General features: G+C 32.3%; 14 protein-coding genes. All 14 read left to right on the forward strand.

Annotation, left to right across the window (positions count from 1 at the left end; all coding sequences use genetic code 11):
• The first annotated feature begins 73 nt into the window (after positions 1 to 73).
• The gene (locus ACX6CF_RS03515) at positions 74 to 1,009 is read left to right on the forward strand and encodes a DUF5692 family protein (protein WP_458783915.1); all 936 of its coding nucleotides are present in this window, start codon (positions 74 to 76) and stop codon (positions 1,007 to 1,009) included.
• Between the two features lie 227 nt (positions 1,010 to 1,236).
• Positions 1,237 to 2,391 (forward strand): SLC5/6 family protein, encoded by a 1,155-nt coding sequence (locus ACX6CF_RS03520; protein WP_458783916.1) that lies wholly within the window; start codon positions 1,237 to 1,239, stop codon positions 2,389 to 2,391.
• A gap of 37 nt (positions 2,392 to 2,428) precedes the next feature.
• Positions 2,429 to 3,442 carry a metallophosphoesterase gene (locus ACX6CF_RS03525; RefSeq protein ID WP_458783917.1) on the forward strand — a complete coding sequence of 338 codons (1,014 nt, stop codon included), beginning with the start codon at positions 2,429 to 2,431 and terminating at the stop codon, positions 3,440 to 3,442.
• Between the two features lie 219 nt (positions 3,443 to 3,661).
• Entirely contained in the window at positions 3,662 to 4,807 is a 1,146-nt protein-coding gene (locus ACX6CF_RS03530) for an FMN-binding protein (protein WP_458783918.1), read from the forward strand.
• Between the two features lie 256 nt (positions 4,808 to 5,063).
• Entirely contained in the window at positions 5,064 to 6,047 is a 984-nt protein-coding gene (locus ACX6CF_RS03535; RefSeq protein ID WP_458783919.1) for a DUF5692 family protein, read from the forward strand.
• Positions 6,048 to 6,245: 198 nt separating this feature from the next.
• Positions 6,246 to 7,313: a class I fructose-bisphosphate aldolase gene (locus tag ACX6CF_RS03540; RefSeq protein ID WP_458783920.1), complete on the forward strand. Its 1,068-nt coding sequence runs from the start codon at positions 6,246 to 6,248 to the stop codon at positions 7,311 to 7,313.
• A gap of 468 nt (positions 7,314 to 7,781) precedes the next feature.
• Positions 7,782 to 9,698, forward strand: a complete 1,917-nt coding sequence (gene speA / locus ACX6CF_RS03545; protein ID WP_458783921.1) for a biosynthetic arginine decarboxylase — start codon at positions 7,782 to 7,784, stop codon at positions 9,696 to 9,698.
• A gap of 15 nt (positions 9,699 to 9,713) precedes the next feature.
• Positions 9,714 to 10,592, forward strand: coding sequence for an agmatinase (speB, locus tag ACX6CF_RS03550; protein WP_458783922.1), 879 nt, complete (start codon positions 9,714 to 9,716; stop codon positions 10,590 to 10,592).
• Positions 10,589 to 11,788 (forward strand): saccharopine dehydrogenase family protein, encoded by a 1,200-nt coding sequence (locus ACX6CF_RS03555; RefSeq protein ID WP_458783923.1) that lies wholly within the window; start codon positions 10,589 to 10,591, stop codon positions 11,786 to 11,788. The genes speB and ACX6CF_RS03555 overlap by 4 nt, the downstream gene beginning before the upstream one ends.
• A 29-nt stretch (positions 11,789 to 11,817) precedes the next feature.
• Entirely contained in the window at positions 11,818 to 12,960 is a 1,143-nt protein-coding gene (gene nspC / locus ACX6CF_RS03560; RefSeq protein ID WP_458783924.1) for a carboxynorspermidine decarboxylase, read from the forward strand.
• 218 nt (positions 12,961 to 13,178) lie between these two features.
• Positions 13,179 to 14,114, forward strand: a complete 936-nt coding sequence (locus ACX6CF_RS03565) for a 2-keto-3-deoxygluconate permease (RefSeq protein ID WP_458783925.1) — start codon at positions 13,179 to 13,181, stop codon at positions 14,112 to 14,114.
• 70 nt (positions 14,115 to 14,184) lie between these two features.
• Positions 14,185 to 15,435, forward strand: a complete 1,251-nt coding sequence (locus ACX6CF_RS03570) for a four-carbon acid sugar kinase family protein (RefSeq protein ID WP_458783926.1) — start codon at positions 14,185 to 14,187, stop codon at positions 15,433 to 15,435.
• A gap of 5 nt (positions 15,436 to 15,440) precedes the next feature.
• Positions 15,441 to 16,421 carry a 4-hydroxythreonine-4-phosphate dehydrogenase PdxA gene (gene pdxA / locus ACX6CF_RS03575; protein ID WP_458783927.1) on the forward strand — a complete coding sequence of 327 codons (981 nt, stop codon included), beginning with the start codon at positions 15,441 to 15,443 and terminating at the stop codon, positions 16,419 to 16,421.
• A gap of 90 nt (positions 16,422 to 16,511) precedes the next feature.
• Positions 16,512 to 17,267, forward strand: coding sequence for a DeoR/GlpR family DNA-binding transcription regulator (locus ACX6CF_RS03580; RefSeq protein ID WP_458783928.1), 756 nt, complete (start codon positions 16,512 to 16,514; stop codon positions 17,265 to 17,267).
• The last annotated feature ends 21 nt before the right edge of the window (positions 17,268 to 17,288 follow it).

Below are 17,288 nucleotides of genomic sequence, written 5' to 3' on the forward strand. Positions count from 1 at the left end.
TATAGTTGCCTACGAACAAATATGTTAAAATTATATCAATGTTATAATCAATTATTTTAGGAGGCGCAGTAATATGGGTATTTTATATGAAGCAACAAGTTTTTCAGGATGGGCGATTTGGCTTTTTGTTGTCTTTGCTTTAATGGCATTTAATGAACTTGGTCGTTCTACAAAATGGGGGGGAATTGTATTATTTTTAATCGTTCCTATAGTATTAACCTTCTCAGTTTGGCCAACAACAGCAGCTCCAGGTAATGAATATGGTACGGGAACTTGGTTTAACTGGGTGAAAACCTATTCAGCTCTTGCAGGGTGTCTTGGTTTTATGGCTATTCGTTATATTCCTTCACTGGCAAAGAAAAAGTGGGCATTATGTTTTCCGCCTTTAATCTTAGGTCTGAATATACTTGAAGCTTCATTTCGAGATTTTCAATGTTTTGCATATGGAGCATGGGATGGTAAGTACATAGATAATCTTTGGGTAATGTCAGGATCATGGAATATTATGAATGGTATAGCGGGTATTCTTAATGTTATCGCTATTTGCGGATGGGTTGGAATATTCATCTCAAAAGACAAATCAAAGGATATGATTTGGCCAGATATGATTTGGGCTTGGATTATTGCCTATGATGTATGGAATCTTGCTTATACATACAATTGTATAGCTGATCATTCATTTTACTGTGGTTTAGCGTTATTAGCTTCATGTACAATTCCAGCTTTCTTCATTAAAAGAGGAGCATGGTTACAGCATCGAGCTCAGACACTTGCTTTGTGGATTATGTTTGTTATGACAGTACCTTCATTTGCAGACCGTATAGCTCCAGTAGCTACTACTCATAATCCTAATGCATTTTTTATTTTAAGTTTATTGGCTTTGATCACAAATGCTGCACTTGTAGCTTATCAATTCAATAAAATACGTAAAAATAAACTTAATCCATTAAAAGATGAGATATATGCAGATACTGAAACATATAAAAAAGTTGTAGCAGAAAACAAATAGTAATAGTAATTAAGTTCAGTAGCTATAATTTTTATAAATAAGAGTAACAAAATATACCACCCTAAAGTGTAAAAACTGGCTGGGTGGTTTTATTCTATCAATGAAATATGCTATAATCAAATAAGTATGATTTAATTGCAATATGTTATTATTGGCAGAATACATTTTAGGTAATAAAAAAGCATAAGATAAAACCATTATTATAATTTTTAATTGGGAGGACAAAAATGAAAATAAAAAGTGAAGCTGATTTTACTGTGTACGAAGCTACAAGTATGATTGTTGGACACAGTATCGGTACGGGTATTATAGCAGTACCTTTTCTAGCAACGAAAAATAGTCTGAGAGACGTTGTTGTGATGGTAATATTAGCATATTTTATTAATGTTGTTTTACATTTGATTATTGCTGAGTTGTCATATAATAATGGTGGTGTTCAGCTTGTTAAAAGTTTTGAAGGTGAATTGTTTAAGGGGAAAGGTAAAAAAATATTTAGTTGGATTATGTTTACAGTTTATGGATTAGCAATTGTAGTTGGAGTTAGCGGTAATATCAACGGGGGAGCTCAAATAATTTGCAATTGGCTGAATATATCATTTTCTATGGCTCAGGTGATATATTATCTTTTAGCTGGTATAGTTGTTTTTATGGGAATGAAGGCTGTGGGTATTGCTCAAAAATATACTGTTTCTGTTTTGATAGTAATAGTAATAACTATAAGTATTGGAACTTTTATGAAACCAATAAATACTGTTCAAGCATCCAAAATACAAATCAATAATCTGTTGGGATTATATAGCATGGTGGTTTTTGCAACTTCTGCAAATCAAGCTGTTATCCAATCGGTGAAAGGATTAAAAGGTGATGTTAAAAAAATTAGAACTTCAATTTTCTTAGGTTTTGCTATATCATCAATATTTGTGTTGATTGTGACAACAACTGTACTGTTAGGGGTAAAAGGTTCACTGGATAAAGAACTTGCATATCTTCAATTAGGTGAGAATATTGGACGTTGGGCAGCTATACTCGCAGGATTATTTTCATTGTTTGCTCTTTTAACCACATTTTGGTCAAACACACTAAGTCTTCGTGATGTTGTCCATGAACAGATTGGAATAAATAATAAGGTATGTTGGTTACTTGCTACAATACCATCATTACTATTTGCCATATTTGGTGTAAATAGTTTCATCATATTGACAAGAATAATGTCAGGAGTAGTTGTTCTGGTTGCAGTCATGTTGGTATTTACATATAACAAATCAAGGAAAAAAGCTGGTGCTAGTCCAATCTGTGGCAGATTCGGAACAATGGCATTCCAAGTTATCATGGTAGTATCTACTATAATCTGTGCAGTTGGTGCCATGATGCCATTAACTTAACCATATAAGATCAATATATAATAGGAGGGATTAAGGTATGTATGATAATCCTATGTTCTACAAAGATGTAGACAATCATTTTGCAATCAATATAGGTAATAAACCATATAAGATATTACAATTAACTGATTTGCACTTCGGATTTGGTGTATTATCTAGAAAACAAGATGAATTAGGTATGGATGCTGTTACAAAATTAGTTAAACAAACAAAACCTTCTTTAATTATTTTAACAGGAGACAGTATTTTTCCTTTTATATTTAAATCTGGTACTAGAAATAATATAAAGCAGGCTAAAAAATTAGTTGAATTTATGGATTCATTTCAGATTCCTTATGCTTTTTTATTTGGCAATCATGATATTGAAATGGGGTCAAAAGGGGATAAAAATCAAATCTCAGATATTATAATAGAGGGGAAATATAGTATTTTTGCTAAGGGTGAAAAAGACCTTACTGGAGAAGGCAATTATATAATAAAATTAGTTGACAATGAAAAGTTACTAATGGCTCTTGTAATCTTAGATTCCAATATGTACAGGGATGGATGGTTCTACAGTGGATTTGACTGTATTCATGAAGATCAAACAGCATGGTGTATGAAAGAACTATCCGTATTAAGAAAACAAAATGATGATTTAAAAGCTTTAGCATTTTTCCATATGCCATTGCCAGAATTCAAGGAAGCTTATGAGAAGATGAAACTGGGAGATACAAGTGTTGATTATCATTTTGGGAGTATTGGAGAAAGCAATGACTATTTTGGAATATCTAAGTATCAACCTGATTTTTTTGAAAAGGCAGTTCGAAATGGTATAATCAAAGGGATGTTCTGTGGTCATGACCATTTAAATACCCTTTCCCTAACTTATAAAGGTGTCATGATGACATATGGGATGTCAATTGACTTTTTGGCATATAAAAATATTAAAAAAAGTTATACTCAAAGGGGCGGAACTCTAATAACAATAAATAATGATGGTTCATTTGAAGTTGCGCCAGTTCCACTTACAACGGTAGTTTCTAACTTTGTTAGAGGGCAAAATAAATAAGTTGAATATCAATGATTAAATTAAAGGTACCTGATTATGGGGTGCCTTTTATCATTTTAAAGACTACCACAACTTTAACACAATCTTCACGTAATTTTGTGGTAGAATTAGAAGGGTTATTGAATGTATGATGATTATAATAGTAGAAATTCTATGAGGTGAATTCTATAGATAAAAATGTATTATAATAACAACTAAAATATGAAAGGAAAGGTTACTATGAAGAAAAAAATTCAAAAATATAGATTGAGTGTTCAAATTTTATGTTTTGTTTTAACAATAACTTCATTATTAATTAACTTTGAAGTGGTTATGCTAGTATTTTTAGGTTTGACCCTCTTATCTGGAGTATTCTACTGTGGTTGGATTTGTCCTTTTGGATTCATACAGGATATATTCAGTAAGGTAGGAAGTCTATTAGGTATCAAGAAAAAGAAAATGCCAAGGACAATACATAAGATTTTGAAATTTACTAGATACATAATACTTGGACTTGTGTTAGTAGTAGCAACGGATTTAATATTTAATATTATGGCGTTTGATCCTAGGGCAAATTTTTTAAGATTATTATCATTTCATATGATTAACATTGGTTCAATTGCAGTAATATGCTTCTTTTTAATAGTTGGTCTATTTTTTGAAAGACCATTTTGTAATTACTTCTGTTATCAAGGAGCCAGGTATGGTCTGTTTAGTATATTTAGACCTTTTACAATCAAGAGGAACGAATCTCTATGTGTAGGTTGTAAGAAGTGCGATAATATATGTCCCATGAATATTGAAATATCAAAATGTGGGAATTTGCGATCGCCTCAATGTATCAATTGTTTCCAGTGTATTACAAGTTGTCCTGTAGACGGTGCCCTAAGTTATGGCAAAATGGATTTTGCAAAAAAAGGAAAAAACAAATATATTGGAATTATCACCACAATAGTATCCATATTGATTTTAGCATTTATTGCGTATAATGTCTTTATTGTACCTGAATCTCACGAGGTCAAAAATAATCAACATACAGAAACTGAAAAGTTACCTTCTCAGTGGGATGAGACAAAAGTTATTACAGAAGAAAATACTAAAAACATAGGAGATGCTGTAGGTATAGCAGATGGTATCTACGTAGGCGAAGGTGAAGGGTTTAGAGATACAATAGTGGTTCAAATAACAGTAAAGAGTGAACAGATTATATCGGTGGAAGTTACAGAACAAAATGATGATAGGAAGTGGTTTGATAGAGCATATAATGCTATACCAGATAAAATTATTGAAAACCAAAGCACTGAGGTTGATGCTGTGAGTGGGGCATCATATTCATCACAGGGGATTATAGATGGTGTTAAAGATGCTTTGAATAACGCCAAATAATGAATGAATGCTATTGAAAAAGATAGATTAGAGAAAAAATCAAATAATAACCAAATATTTGTGAAAAATTATGTGACTTATGCAGAAAATAATGCGGAAAAAACATAATTATTGACGACAAAATATGTAAATGTTATAATTTTAACAAAGGCCATACGTTCTATAATGGTATAACCACAGAGACGCATGACATTTTATAGCCTGCGTTTACTATTTAATAATAAACGTAGAGTATGATATAAGGGGAAGCGTTAAAATGTTTACATTTAATTTTGAAAGCGGTGCGTCCGTAATTTCTGTTTGGCTTGTCTGGATAGTAGTTTTTGCTGTATTATTTGCTTTGAACGAAGTAACAAGGAGATCTATTGTAGCGGGGTTTATTGGTTTTGTCATTTTGCCTATTGTACTTTCTGTTCTTTGGTTTACGGTATTAAAAGATACTACTTATACGGATTGGTTTCATCTTGTTAAGGTATATTCTTCTACTGCGGGTTGTATTGGTTTTTGGTGTATCAGGCATTTACATGGAAAAAACAAAAGGACCGATAAACAATGGCACCTTTACAATAATCCTATTGCACTTTGTTTTCCACCACTTATTCTTGCAATCAATATCTGTGAAGCGGTAGTACGTGATATCGAAATAGGTGCTAATTATGTTATCGGAGGTTTTCTTGCGGATGAGTCAATGTATGTAGTTGGGGGAGCATGGAATTATATGAATGCGGCAGCTGGTATTATTAATATAATTACTATTACTGGATGGTTTGGAATCTGCATTCGTAAAACAACCAAAAAAGATAAAAGCCAAGATATGTTATGGCCGGATATGATGTGGTTCTGGATTGTAGCTTATGATATCTGGAATTTTGCTTATACATATAACTGCTTACCGGGTCATGCATGGTATTGTGGTTTTGCTTTACTATTAGCTCCTACTGTATGTGCATTTACTATTGGTAAAGGTGCTTGGTTACAGCATAGAGCACAAACATTAGCTTTATGGTGTATGTTCGCGCAGACTTTCCCTGCATTTATTGATAAGGGTAGATTTGCTGTCTCATCAACATATAATACTACAGCGTTAACCATTTGGAGTTTGGCGGCATTAGTAGCTAATGCTTCTGTACTTGTTTTTATGATTTATAAGATTGTGAAAACCAAAAGGAATCCATATGCTGGAGAACTATATGTTGATATGAAGGGGTATAAAGTAGTGAAAGCACTTGCTAAAAATTAACAAAGCCATAAATTATAGGTAGAGACATAGTCAATAGAAATAAAAGCACTTTTAGTATTTAATATATTAAAAGTGCTTTTATAATTCTAATTATTAGTATATTGCTATTGACATCTATAATCTATAGATTTACAATATAATTAATAATGAATATCATTATCAAATAAGCATAACTATGTAACAGAAAGGGGTATAAAAATGTTAGATACTAAAAAAATATACGATTTACTAGGTGAGGATTCACAGATTCTTGATTTTAAAAATCCTAAAATAAAGAAGGAACAAATAGCAATACCTAATTGTAATACCATTGATGATATTTTTGCACAATCAGATAGAAATAATAGGGTTTTAGTGAACTTAAATAGATTATATAGTACTGGAAGATTAGGTGAGAGTGGTTATATATCTATATTGCCTGTTGATCAAGGAGTTGAACATTCTGCTGGTGCATCATTTGCTAAAAATCCATTATATTTTGATCCTGAGAATATTGTCAAACTTGCGATAGAAGCTGGTTGTAATGGCGTTGTATCTACCTTAGGAGGTTTATCAATTGTATCGAGAAAATATGCTCATAAAATACCATTGGTTGTAAAAGTCAACCATAACGAGCTATTATCCTATCCAAATACATTTGACCAGATAAAATTCGCTTCAGTAGATCAGGCATACAATATGGGAGCTGCGGGAATTGGAGCTACTATCTATTTTGGTTCCAAAGAATCTAACAGACAAATTATAGAGACCAGTGAGATGTTTGAATATGCACATTCTAAGGGACTTTTCACTATATTATGGTGTTATTTAAGAAATGATGCATTTAACAAAGATAAGAATTATCATGCTTCGGCAGATCTTACAGGTCAAGCAAATCATTTGGGTGTAACTATTGGTGCGGATATCATCAAACAGAAATTACCAATGAACAACGGTGGATTTAAGGCGCTGAATATGGGCGAAAGTGATTATGGTAAATTTGATGAAAGAATATATACAGAACTTAGCTCTGAAAATCCCATTGATCTCACTAGATATCAAATATTGAATAACTATATGGGCAGAATTCCTTTAATTAATTCAGGAGGTCCATCAGGAGAAAATGATTTGGCAGAAGCTGTAAAAACAGCAGTTATTAATAAAAGGGCAGGTGGAAGTGGCTTAATTCTTGGAAGGAAGGCATTCCAAAAACCATTCAAGGAAGGTGTGGAAATAATTAACGCCATTCAAGATGTTTATTTGAATAAGGATATTACAATAGCATAGAAGGTATATACTATTGATATGGTAAGGAAACAAAGTAAAATAATCTTGTAAACTCAAAAACAAGAATGGCTGAAAATTTGTAGATGAATGTTCAGCCATTTTTTAATGCCAAATAAGTATTATGAGCTTTGGTGAAATTTTTACTTGACAAATTAGAAAAAAAACACGTATAATGAAGCCAAAATAGGAATATATATTATATTAAAGTATTTGTAAAAGGAGTTGGTCTTATCGAAGAAATAGCAAAATATAATAACGATAAAAGAAAGTATGACCATTTATTAAGCTAATAATTTAGCACTTGAATATATTTGACAGTATGGAACTTAAGAATTATATATTGTTAATGTTTGAGTTCACCATATAGAGGTGATGCTTTTTTTGTCTACAAAATTATTTGATAGTACAGCTTTGGATAACAAAAAAATAATGTAGCTATAATATTTATATAGAAATGAGAAATGTATAATGAAGAGAAATGAAATTCTTAACAGATGGGATATAAAAAAATCGGAAGAACTGTATGGAGTAACTAATTGGGGAAGAGATTATTTTGCCATATCTGAAAAAGGTGAATTAATCATTAATCCTTTTAAAGATGAAAATAGTGGTGTAAGTCTTATAGATATAATTAAAGGCGTCGAAGATAGAGGATTTGACATGCCTGTATTACTGCGGTTTGAGAATATATTAGATGAACAGATTTCTTCTTTGAATAATTCCTTCAGTAATGCCATTGAGTCATTGGATTACAAAGGTTCTTATAGAGGAGTATATCCAATTAAGGTTAATCAGCAGCAGCAAGTAGTGCATGAGATAGCTAAGTTCGGTCAAAGATATCATCATGGTTTTGAAGTAGGAAGTAAGGCGGAGCTTATTGCAGTAATGACTGAGATGAAAGATAAAGAAGCCAATATCATATGCAATGGATACAAAGACTCTGAATTCATTGATCTAGGCTTGTATGCTGTTAAAATGGGTTATAATCTATTCTTTGTAATAGAAATGCCAGGAGAAGTTGAACTAATATTAGATAGAGGAAGATTATTAGGAGTAAAACCTAATATTGGTATTAGAATTAAATTATCAACAAAAGCTGGTGGACATTGGACTGAATCTGGTGGTGATAGGAGTATTTTCGGATTGAATATGTCTCAAGTCATTGAAATTTTGGACTATCTAAAAGAAAAGGATGTATTGGATTGTCTAAAATTGATGCACTATCATTTAGGTTCACAAATTCCTAATATCAGAGATATAAGAATTGCAGTTTTGGAAGCTGCAAGGGTATATGCTGAACTAGTTAAAGAAGGAGCACCAATGGGTTTTCTAGATTTAGGTGGAGGATTAGCGGTTGATTATGATGGCTCAAATACTAACTTTACCAGTAGTCGCAATTATAATATTGATGAATATTGTATTGATGTGATTGAAGCGGTTATGTCCGTTATGGACAGGGATAATATTGAGCATCCTGTCATTATCACAGAGTCAGGACGTGCTATTGTAGCATACTACTCAATCCTTGTATTCAATGTACTTGGTGTAACTAAGTTTGAACAATATGATATTCCAGAAGACTTACCAGAAGAGACACCTGAAAACATAAAGAATCTATTTGAAGTTTATAAGAATCTTGGTGTCAAAAACCTTCAAGAGAGCTATAATGATGCACTTTATTATAGAGACTTGATTAAAGATATGTTCAATCATAGCAATATATCTTTAAGGGAAAGAGCTCTATCAGAGAAAATATATTGGGATTTGATTTATAAAGTTTCTAATGAAATTCATAAGTTGAAGTTTGTTCCTACGGATTTAATTGATTTAGATAATGCATTAGCAGATATCTACTATTGTAATTTTTCGGTGTTTCAATCAATTCCAGATAGTTGGGCAATAGACCAATTATTTCCTATACTGCCCATTCACAGATTGAATGAAGAACCTACTAGAAATGCAGTGATAGCTGATATAACATGTGATTGTGACGGTGAAATCAATAAATTTATTGATCTGCATGATGTTAAAAAGACTCTGCCTTTACATGAACTAAAATCCTCTGAAGATTATTATATTGGGACTTTTCTTGTTGGAGCATATCAAGAAACTTTAGGTGATCTACATAATTTATTTGGAGATACTAACGTAGTTAGTATAAGAATGGATGGGGAAGGTTCTTATGAATTTATTAATGAAATTCAAGGGGATACAGTCGAAGATGTTCTATCATATGTAGAATATAATACAAAAGATTTGAGAGTCAGTTTTAGGGAAATTGCAGAAACAGCAGTGAAAGCTGGGCTGATTACAGCAAAAGAACGTAAGAGTATTATGGAGTCATATGAAGCAGGGTTAAGAGGCTATACATATTACGAAAGATAATATGGAGGAACTGATATGTTTATGTTAAATAAAAAAGCTGTCCATGAGTATGAAGGTATTAACAGCACATATAATGAAGCTGATATTGTTATATGCGGTGTTCCTTTTGATGGAACATGCTCCAATAGACCAGGTACAAGATTTGGACCTGATGCTGTAAGAACTGAAATAGATGGTCTTGAGACATACAGCCCATATCAAGAAAAGGATATGGATGACTATAATTATATAGACATCGGTAATATGGAAATACCCATAGGGAGTACATCAAGAACTATTGAGTACATCTATGAAAATATTAAAAACTTGCTTACAGATAATAAAAAAATCATAACTCTAGGTGGAGAACATTTGATATCATATCCTATTGTAAAAGCGTTTGCAGAAAAATATAGTAATATGCATGTTGTACATTTAGATGCTCACGCTGACCTTAGAATCGAGTATTTAGGTGAAAAATTATCCCATGCAACTGTTATGAGAAGAATTTATGAAGTTCTTGATTCTGGTAACATTTTTCAATATGGTATTCGTTCAGGTACTAGAGAAGAATTTGAATTCGCTAAAGAACATACCAAAATACAGTTGTTTAACTTGAATGATATAGAAAAAGTTAAATCTATAGTAGGTGATGACCCAGTTTATCTGTCCATAGATTTAGATGTTTTGGATCCCAGCATATTTCCTGGTACAGGTACTCCTGAACCAGGAGGTATTAATTATAATGAATTGATAAATGGTATTGTAAGTCTTTTGGATGTCAATATTGTTGGAGCTGATATAGTGGAACTATCACCTCATTATGATTTAAGTGGTGTATCTAATGTTGTAGCGGCAAAAGTATTAAGAGAAGTAGCATTAATTATGTCAAAAGAAAGAGGAGCATCAATATGAGTAGAGTATTAATAATTGGAGCTGGAGGAGTATCTAATGTAGTTGTTGCAAAATGCTGTAAGAATCCAGAAGTATTTGAAGAGATATGCATTGCTAGTAGGACAAAATCAAAATGTGATGCCATGAAAGAGAAGTTCAATGGTGGTAGAACAATAATTACAACTGCACAGCTAGATGCAGATGATACAGATGAAATTGTAGAGTTGATTAATGAATATAAACCTGAGATGGTTATAAATGTAGCATTGCCTTATCAAGATCTGACAATTATGGACGCTTGTCTTGAAACAGGGGTTCATTATCTGGATACTGCTAATTATGAGCCACCTGATATTCCAAAGTTTGAATACAAATGGCAGTGGGCATACAAAGAAAGATTTGAAAAAGCTGGTTTGACTGCAATTTTAGGTTGTGGGTTTGACCCGGGAGTTACCGGTGTGTTTAGTGCATATGCATTAAAGCATTATTTTGATGAAATTCATTATATTGATATTCTTGATGCTAACGGTGGTGATCATGGATATCCATTTGCAACAAATTTTAACCCAGAAATTAATATACGTGAAATAACTGCTAATGGTAGATATTGGGAAAAAGGAAATTGGGTTGAAACTCAACCACTAGAAATAAAAACAGTCTATAATTTTGATCAGGTAGGAGAAAAAGATGCTTATCTACTTTATCATGAAGAATTGGAATCATTAGCTGTTCATATGCCTGGTATTAAAAGAATTAGATTCTTTATGACATTTTCGCAGAAATATATAACTCATCTTAATGTACTACAAAATGTTGGAATGACAAGTATTAAACCTATAGATATTGCAGGAACTAAGATACAGCCACTACAATTTTTGAAAGCAGTTCTACCAGATCCAGCTACTCTTGGACCTCTTACAAAAGGTAAAACTAATATTGGATGTATATATCAAGGGATTAAGGATGGGAAACCTGTCAGCTATTATGTATATAATATATGTGATCATCAATCTTGTTATAAGGAAGTTGGTTCACAGGCAATATCCTATACAACAGGGGTACCTGCTATGATTGGAGCTAAGTTGCTGTTAGAAGGTAAATGGAAGAGACCAGGTGTTTATAATGTTGAAGAATTTGACCCAGACCCATTTATGGAGCAACTAAACAAGCAAGGATTACCTTGGAATGAAAGTTTTGAACCTGATTTAGTTGATTAAGCAATATATGTAAAGGGTTAGGTGACAGAATGAAGGAAAAAGACAAACAATTGATAAAGAGTATTTCAACACCGTCTTATGTAATAGATGAAAGGTTATTGATAAATAATCTTGAAACATTGCAACTAATACAAAAGAAAACAGGAGCAAAAATATTACTTGCCTTAAAAGGTTTTTCCATGTATTCGGTATTTCCTTTAATAGGTAAGTATTTGGCAGGAATTACTGCAAGTTCTTTGTATGAAGCTAAACTGGGACAAGAGTATATGGATAAAGAAGTGCATATCTATGCTCCAGCTTATAGAGATGATGAGTTCGATGAAATTATTTCTATTACCGATCACATTGTGTTTAATTCAATTAATCAATATAGAAGATTTGAAGAGAGAATTGATGATTCAAGTAGAAAAATTGACTGTGGTATTAGAATTAATCCTGAATACTCAGAAGTAGAGACAGAAATATATAATCCATGTGCAATTAATTCAAGGTTAGGTACTAAGTTAGAGGATATTGAAGAATATGATATAAAAGGCATCAGTGGATTGCATTTTCATACCATGTGTGAACAAAATTCTGATACATTAGAGAGGACTCTAAAAGTCGTAGAAGAGAAATTCGGCAAGTATCTGTACAAGATGAAATGGATTAACTTTGGTGGAGGACATCATATTACCAGAGACGATTATGATGTAGATAAACTGATAGGTCTTATACTGCATATGAAAAACACCTATGATCTAGATGTCTACTTGGAACCTGGTGAAGCTGTAGCACTTGATTGTGGATTTTTAGTAGCCAGTGTACTTGATATTGTGAACAACAATATGGATATAGCAATACTTGATACTTCCGCTGCATGTCATATGCCAGATGTAATTGAGATGCCGTATAGACCGCATATTATTGATTCAAGGTTACAGGACCAAGAAAAATATACTTATAGACTAGGTGGTATGACTTGTCTTGCGGGTGATGTAATTGGAGATTATTCATTCACTAAACCATTAAAAATTGGAGATAAACTTATTTTCACGGATATGGCTCATTATACTATGGTGAAAAATAACATGTTCAATGGTATTAATTTACCTTCGATAGCTATAATGAATGATGATGGAGTAAGAGTTTTAAAAGAATTCAGATATGATGATTATAAATCTAGACTTTAATGAAAAGAGGATAGATAGATATAAATGAAGGCATGAATATAAAAGAGAGCTGCAACAAAGAATATATAACATTCTTTGTTGCAGCTCTTTTATTATAGGAAGAAACATAGAAAATTTTTTAATTAAATAATAAAAATGCATTGACAAAATGGTCAAAACATTATATGATATTATCATAAAACGTTCAAAAAAAGAATGTATCTTGAAAGGAGAATGGTATGAAGATTAAACGGAGTATTGAAAAGATTCCAGGTGGTATGATGGTAATCCCATTACTTATTGGTGCCATAATCAACACTTTATTTCCAGCTTCATTAAAAATCGGGGGATTTACAACTGCTATAGCAACTGGAGCTGGACCGATGATTGGAGTATTTCTATTCTGTATGGGTGCTGGATTGAACTTCAAAGCAGCACCAAAAGCTATCGTTAGAGGGTCGGCAATAACTTTTACAAAATTTGTAATTGGTGTTGGAATTGGTTTGTTAGTATCTAAGTTATTACCAGCTAATGGTCTGTTCGGTTTATCATCATTAGCAATAATCGCAGCTATGACTAATACCAATGGTGGATTATATGCTGCATTGGTTGGTGAATTTGGAGATGAGACGGATGTAGGAGCTATTTCTATTATATCCATAAATGACGGACCATTTCTTACAATGATTGCATTAGGTACTGCTGGTATAGCTAGCATACCATTCATAACTCTTATAGGTGTTATCGTTCCCATAATACTTGGTATGATTATCGGTAACCTTGATCAAGAAATGAGACAGTTTCTCACAAAAGGTGGACCAGTATTAATTCCATTTTTTGCTTTTGCATTAGGAGCTGGGCTAAACTTTACAACCATAATTAAAGCTGGATTTGCAGGTGTATTACTTGGTGTCATGACTACAATTATTGGTGGTATATTTAATGTGCTTGCCGATAGAGCATCTGGCGGAAGTGGAGTAGCTGGTGCAGCGGCATCAAGTACTGCGGGTAATGCTGTAGGAACACCAGAAGCTGTAGCTATCGCAGATCCTGCATTAGCAGCGGTTGCTAGTGTTGCAACTGCTCAAGTTGCTGCTTCAACCATAACTACTGCATTGTTGACACCTATATTCACTTCATTTATCAGAAAAAGAATGAAGAAAAAGGTTAGCTAGAAGATGTTACTAAGAAAGAACCTGAACTGTAGAACTTTGGTTCTTTCTTGGTATTAAGGAGGAATGAAAAATGAAGTTGGCAATCATTGCTGATGATTTTACTGGTTCTAATGATACAGGAGTTCAATTTGCGAAAGAAGGATTGCAAACTGTTGTTACAACTGATATTAATCAATTGATAAGTAATATAAGTAATAATGAAGTAGTAGTATTTGATACCGAAAGTAGATTTGATGATAAAGATACTGCATATAAAAAAGTAAATAAAATTTCTAAGAAAATTCAAGAGCTTGAAAATGTCTTGGTATACAAGAAGTTGGACTCTACATTTAGAGGGAACATTGGTGCTGAGATTGATGGGTGCATGAATGGTATGGGATATGATTTTGCTGTTGTGATTCCTGCATTACCATCAAATGGGAGAAAAACTATTGAAGGACATGTAAAAGTAAATGGGCAGTTTTTACACGAAACAGAAATAGCAAAAGATCCTAAAACACCTGTAAAACAATCATATATTCCAGATATAATTAAAAATCAATGTTCTAGAAAAGTTGATGTTATTAAAAAAGATTCTCATTATGATAAAGAGCATCTGTTAAAAAAGCTAATGGAATTAAAGGATAAAGGAACAGAAATCATTGTTTTTGATGCAGAGTCAAATGTTGATTTGATGATGCTTTCTGATATGATAGCAGATATGGATTCAAGGTTTTTAATTGTAGGGACAGCAGGACTTGCCGAATATATTACAGATGCCTTTGAATTGAAGGTATGCAAATCCATATTATCAATAATTGGAAGTGTCAGTGATGTTACAAGAGAACAGATTATTTATGCTAACACAATTCATGACTTTAATATAATTGATATTTCTATACAAGACTTTTTTGATGATGATAGGAAGAAAAAAATATTACAGAATATACTACAGCTGATAAGTGAGAAGGAAGACATTGTCATACGTACTGCGAAAGATAAAAAAGATATACAGATAGCATGTGAATATGCAGAAAAGAAAGGTCTTAATAAGTATGAGACCAGCGAGTTCATCGCACAAGGATTAGGTGAAATTACAGGAAAAATATTGAATGAAGCAAGTAAAGATTTATCGGGGTTATTTATTACAGGTGGCGATACATTGATAAAAATCGCTAATTATTTAAATATTGAAGGCATGAAGATAATTGACGAAGTATTACCAGCAATACCTATTGGAAGATTTGTACATCAGAAATATTGCGATATACAGGTAGTAACCAAGGCTGGAGCATTCGGTAACAAGGAAACATTTAGTGATATATTAGATTATTTGAGGTGAGTATAATGAAAGTTAAACCAATTATTTTGACAATGGGAGATCCTGCTGGAGTAGGTCCAGAAATTATTTTAAGCTGTTTTAAGAATAAAGAGGTAAGCAGTATACCAGTTGTTGTATTTGGTGATATAAAAGTATTATCTTTGATTAAAGATAGTATTGGAATTACTGAATATGAATTAAATAAGATAAGTGCAGTAGAAGATGCAAGGTATTCAAGTGAAATACTTAATGTATTGGATTTTGATAATATTGATATGGGAAAATATAAGATTGGTCAGTTAAGTAGTATGTGCGGACATGCAGCATATGAGTATATCATTTCTGCTATACAGCATGTAAAGGATAATAAAGGCAGGGCGGTCACCACAGCACCAATTAACAAAGAAGCATTACATATGGCTGGACACAATTTTCCAGGTCATACAGAAATATTTGCTACACAATGTGGAACGAAAGATTATGCTATGCATCTATATGATGAAAAGCTATCCATTATCCATGTGTCCACCCATGTTTCTTTGGAAGATGCAATTAAAGCTTTGTCAATAGAACGTATCAAGAAAGTAATAGAACTTGCATATGATAATATGAAAAAAATATTAATGAGAGAACCTAGAATAGCTGTTGCAGGGATTAATCCACATTCAAGTGAAAACGGGTTATTTGGAAATCAGGAGAAAGATATCATTATTCCAGCAATTGAGGAAATGAATCATCTTAATGTCATAGGACCTATTCCACCTGATACAGTATTCTATAGAGGGATAAAAGGTGAATTTGATATTGTTGTAGCAATGTATCATGACCAAGGGCATATTCCTTTTAAAATGTATGCTTTTGAATCCGGGGTGAATACTTCAGCAGGATTATCTGTGTTACGTACTTCTGTTGACCACGGGACAGCATTTGATATAGCAGGTAAAGGGATTGCTAATTCAGTAAGTATGGTTAATGCAATAAAACTCGCAGATAAACTAACTGATTAAAGAGATTTGTATACGCTTGAATGTTAAAACGTTTGGTGATATAATACCAATATGTTTTAATCTAATCTCTATAGGTCAGGAAGTGAGTGTTTGGCGAAGAAAATCACGGAAGTAGAAGAATACATTTTTAAAAATAAAGAAGTTAAAGTTCAAGAATTGATGGAGGTCTTCAAGCTTTCAGAGAGCACAGTAAGAAGATACATCAATCAATTGATAGCAGATGATAAAATAAAAAAAGAATATGGTTATGTTACAGCAAATATCAATGATAATTTGGTTAATATAAAAGCTAGAATTGATTATCTTTCAGAGAAAAAAATATCAATTGCAGACTTAGCAGAACCTTATATAAAAGATGGGGATACTATATTTGTAGACTCAGGAACGACTCATATGCATCTTGCTGAAGTTATTGAGTCAAGACATGATTTGACTATAGTTACTAATAATCTTTTATTTGCTATAAAAGTTATTGATACAGATTTGGATGCAAATCTTATTATGATACCAGGTAGTGTAAACAAGAAAACAATATCAGCGACAGGTGATGTTGCCATAAGGTTTATAGATGATTTTTATTTTGATAAATCATTCATAACAGCTAGTGGTGTTTCATTAGAAAATGGATTATCCAATAGAACATTACCAGAATGTGACATAAAACGAAAAATTATTAGTCGGAGCAGATTGAATTTTGCTTTGGTTGATGATACAAAATTTAATCAAATATATCCATTTTCTTTTGGGGATATAGGAGATTTCGATTATCTGTTTACTAATAAAAAACCTGATGACAAATACATTAATCATATCAAATCAATGAAAACAAAAATTATGTGGCCTTGATAATAATATGGCTATAAGATT

The sequence above is a fragment of the Vallitalea sediminicola genome (assembly GCF_054408565.1).

Excerpts from the sequence above, each read along its gene's own strand:
- ACX6CF_RS03515 (WP_458783915.1), top strand. The coding sequence starts at position 74 with ATGGGTATTTTATATGAAGCAACAAGTTTTTCAGGATGGGCGATTTGG.
- ACX6CF_RS03520 (WP_458783916.1), top strand. The coding sequence starts at position 1,237 with ATGAAAATAAAAAGTGAAGCTGATTTTACTGTGTACGAAGCTACAAGT.
- ACX6CF_RS03525 (WP_458783917.1), top strand. The coding sequence starts at position 2,429 with ATGTATGATAATCCTATGTTCTACAAAGATGTAGACAATCATTTTGCA.
- ACX6CF_RS03530 (WP_458783918.1), top strand. The coding sequence starts at position 3,662 with ATGAAGAAAAAAATTCAAAAATATAGATTGAGTGTTCAAATTTTATGT.
- ACX6CF_RS03535 (WP_458783919.1), top strand. The coding sequence starts at position 5,064 with ATGTTTACATTTAATTTTGAAAGCGGTGCGTCCGTAATTTCTGTTTGG.
- ACX6CF_RS03540 (WP_458783920.1), top strand. The coding sequence starts at position 6,246 with ATGTTAGATACTAAAAAAATATACGATTTACTAGGTGAGGATTCACAG.
- speA (WP_458783921.1), top strand. The coding sequence starts at position 7,782 with ATGAAGAGAAATGAAATTCTTAACAGATGGGATATAAAAAAATCGGAA.
- speB (WP_458783922.1), top strand. The coding sequence starts at position 9,714 with ATGTTTATGTTAAATAAAAAAGCTGTCCATGAGTATGAAGGTATTAAC.
- ACX6CF_RS03555 (WP_458783923.1), top strand. The coding sequence starts at position 10,589 with ATGAGTAGAGTATTAATAATTGGAGCTGGAGGAGTATCTAATGTAGTT.
- nspC (WP_458783924.1), top strand. The coding sequence starts at position 11,818 with ATGAAGGAAAAAGACAAACAATTGATAAAGAGTATTTCAACACCGTCT.
- ACX6CF_RS03565 (WP_458783925.1), top strand. The coding sequence starts at position 13,179 with ATGAAGATTAAACGGAGTATTGAAAAGATTCCAGGTGGTATGATGGTA.
- ACX6CF_RS03570 (WP_458783926.1), top strand. The coding sequence starts at position 14,185 with ATGAAGTTGGCAATCATTGCTGATGATTTTACTGGTTCTAATGATACA.
- pdxA (WP_458783927.1), top strand. The coding sequence starts at position 15,441 with ATGAAAGTTAAACCAATTATTTTGACAATGGGAGATCCTGCTGGAGTA.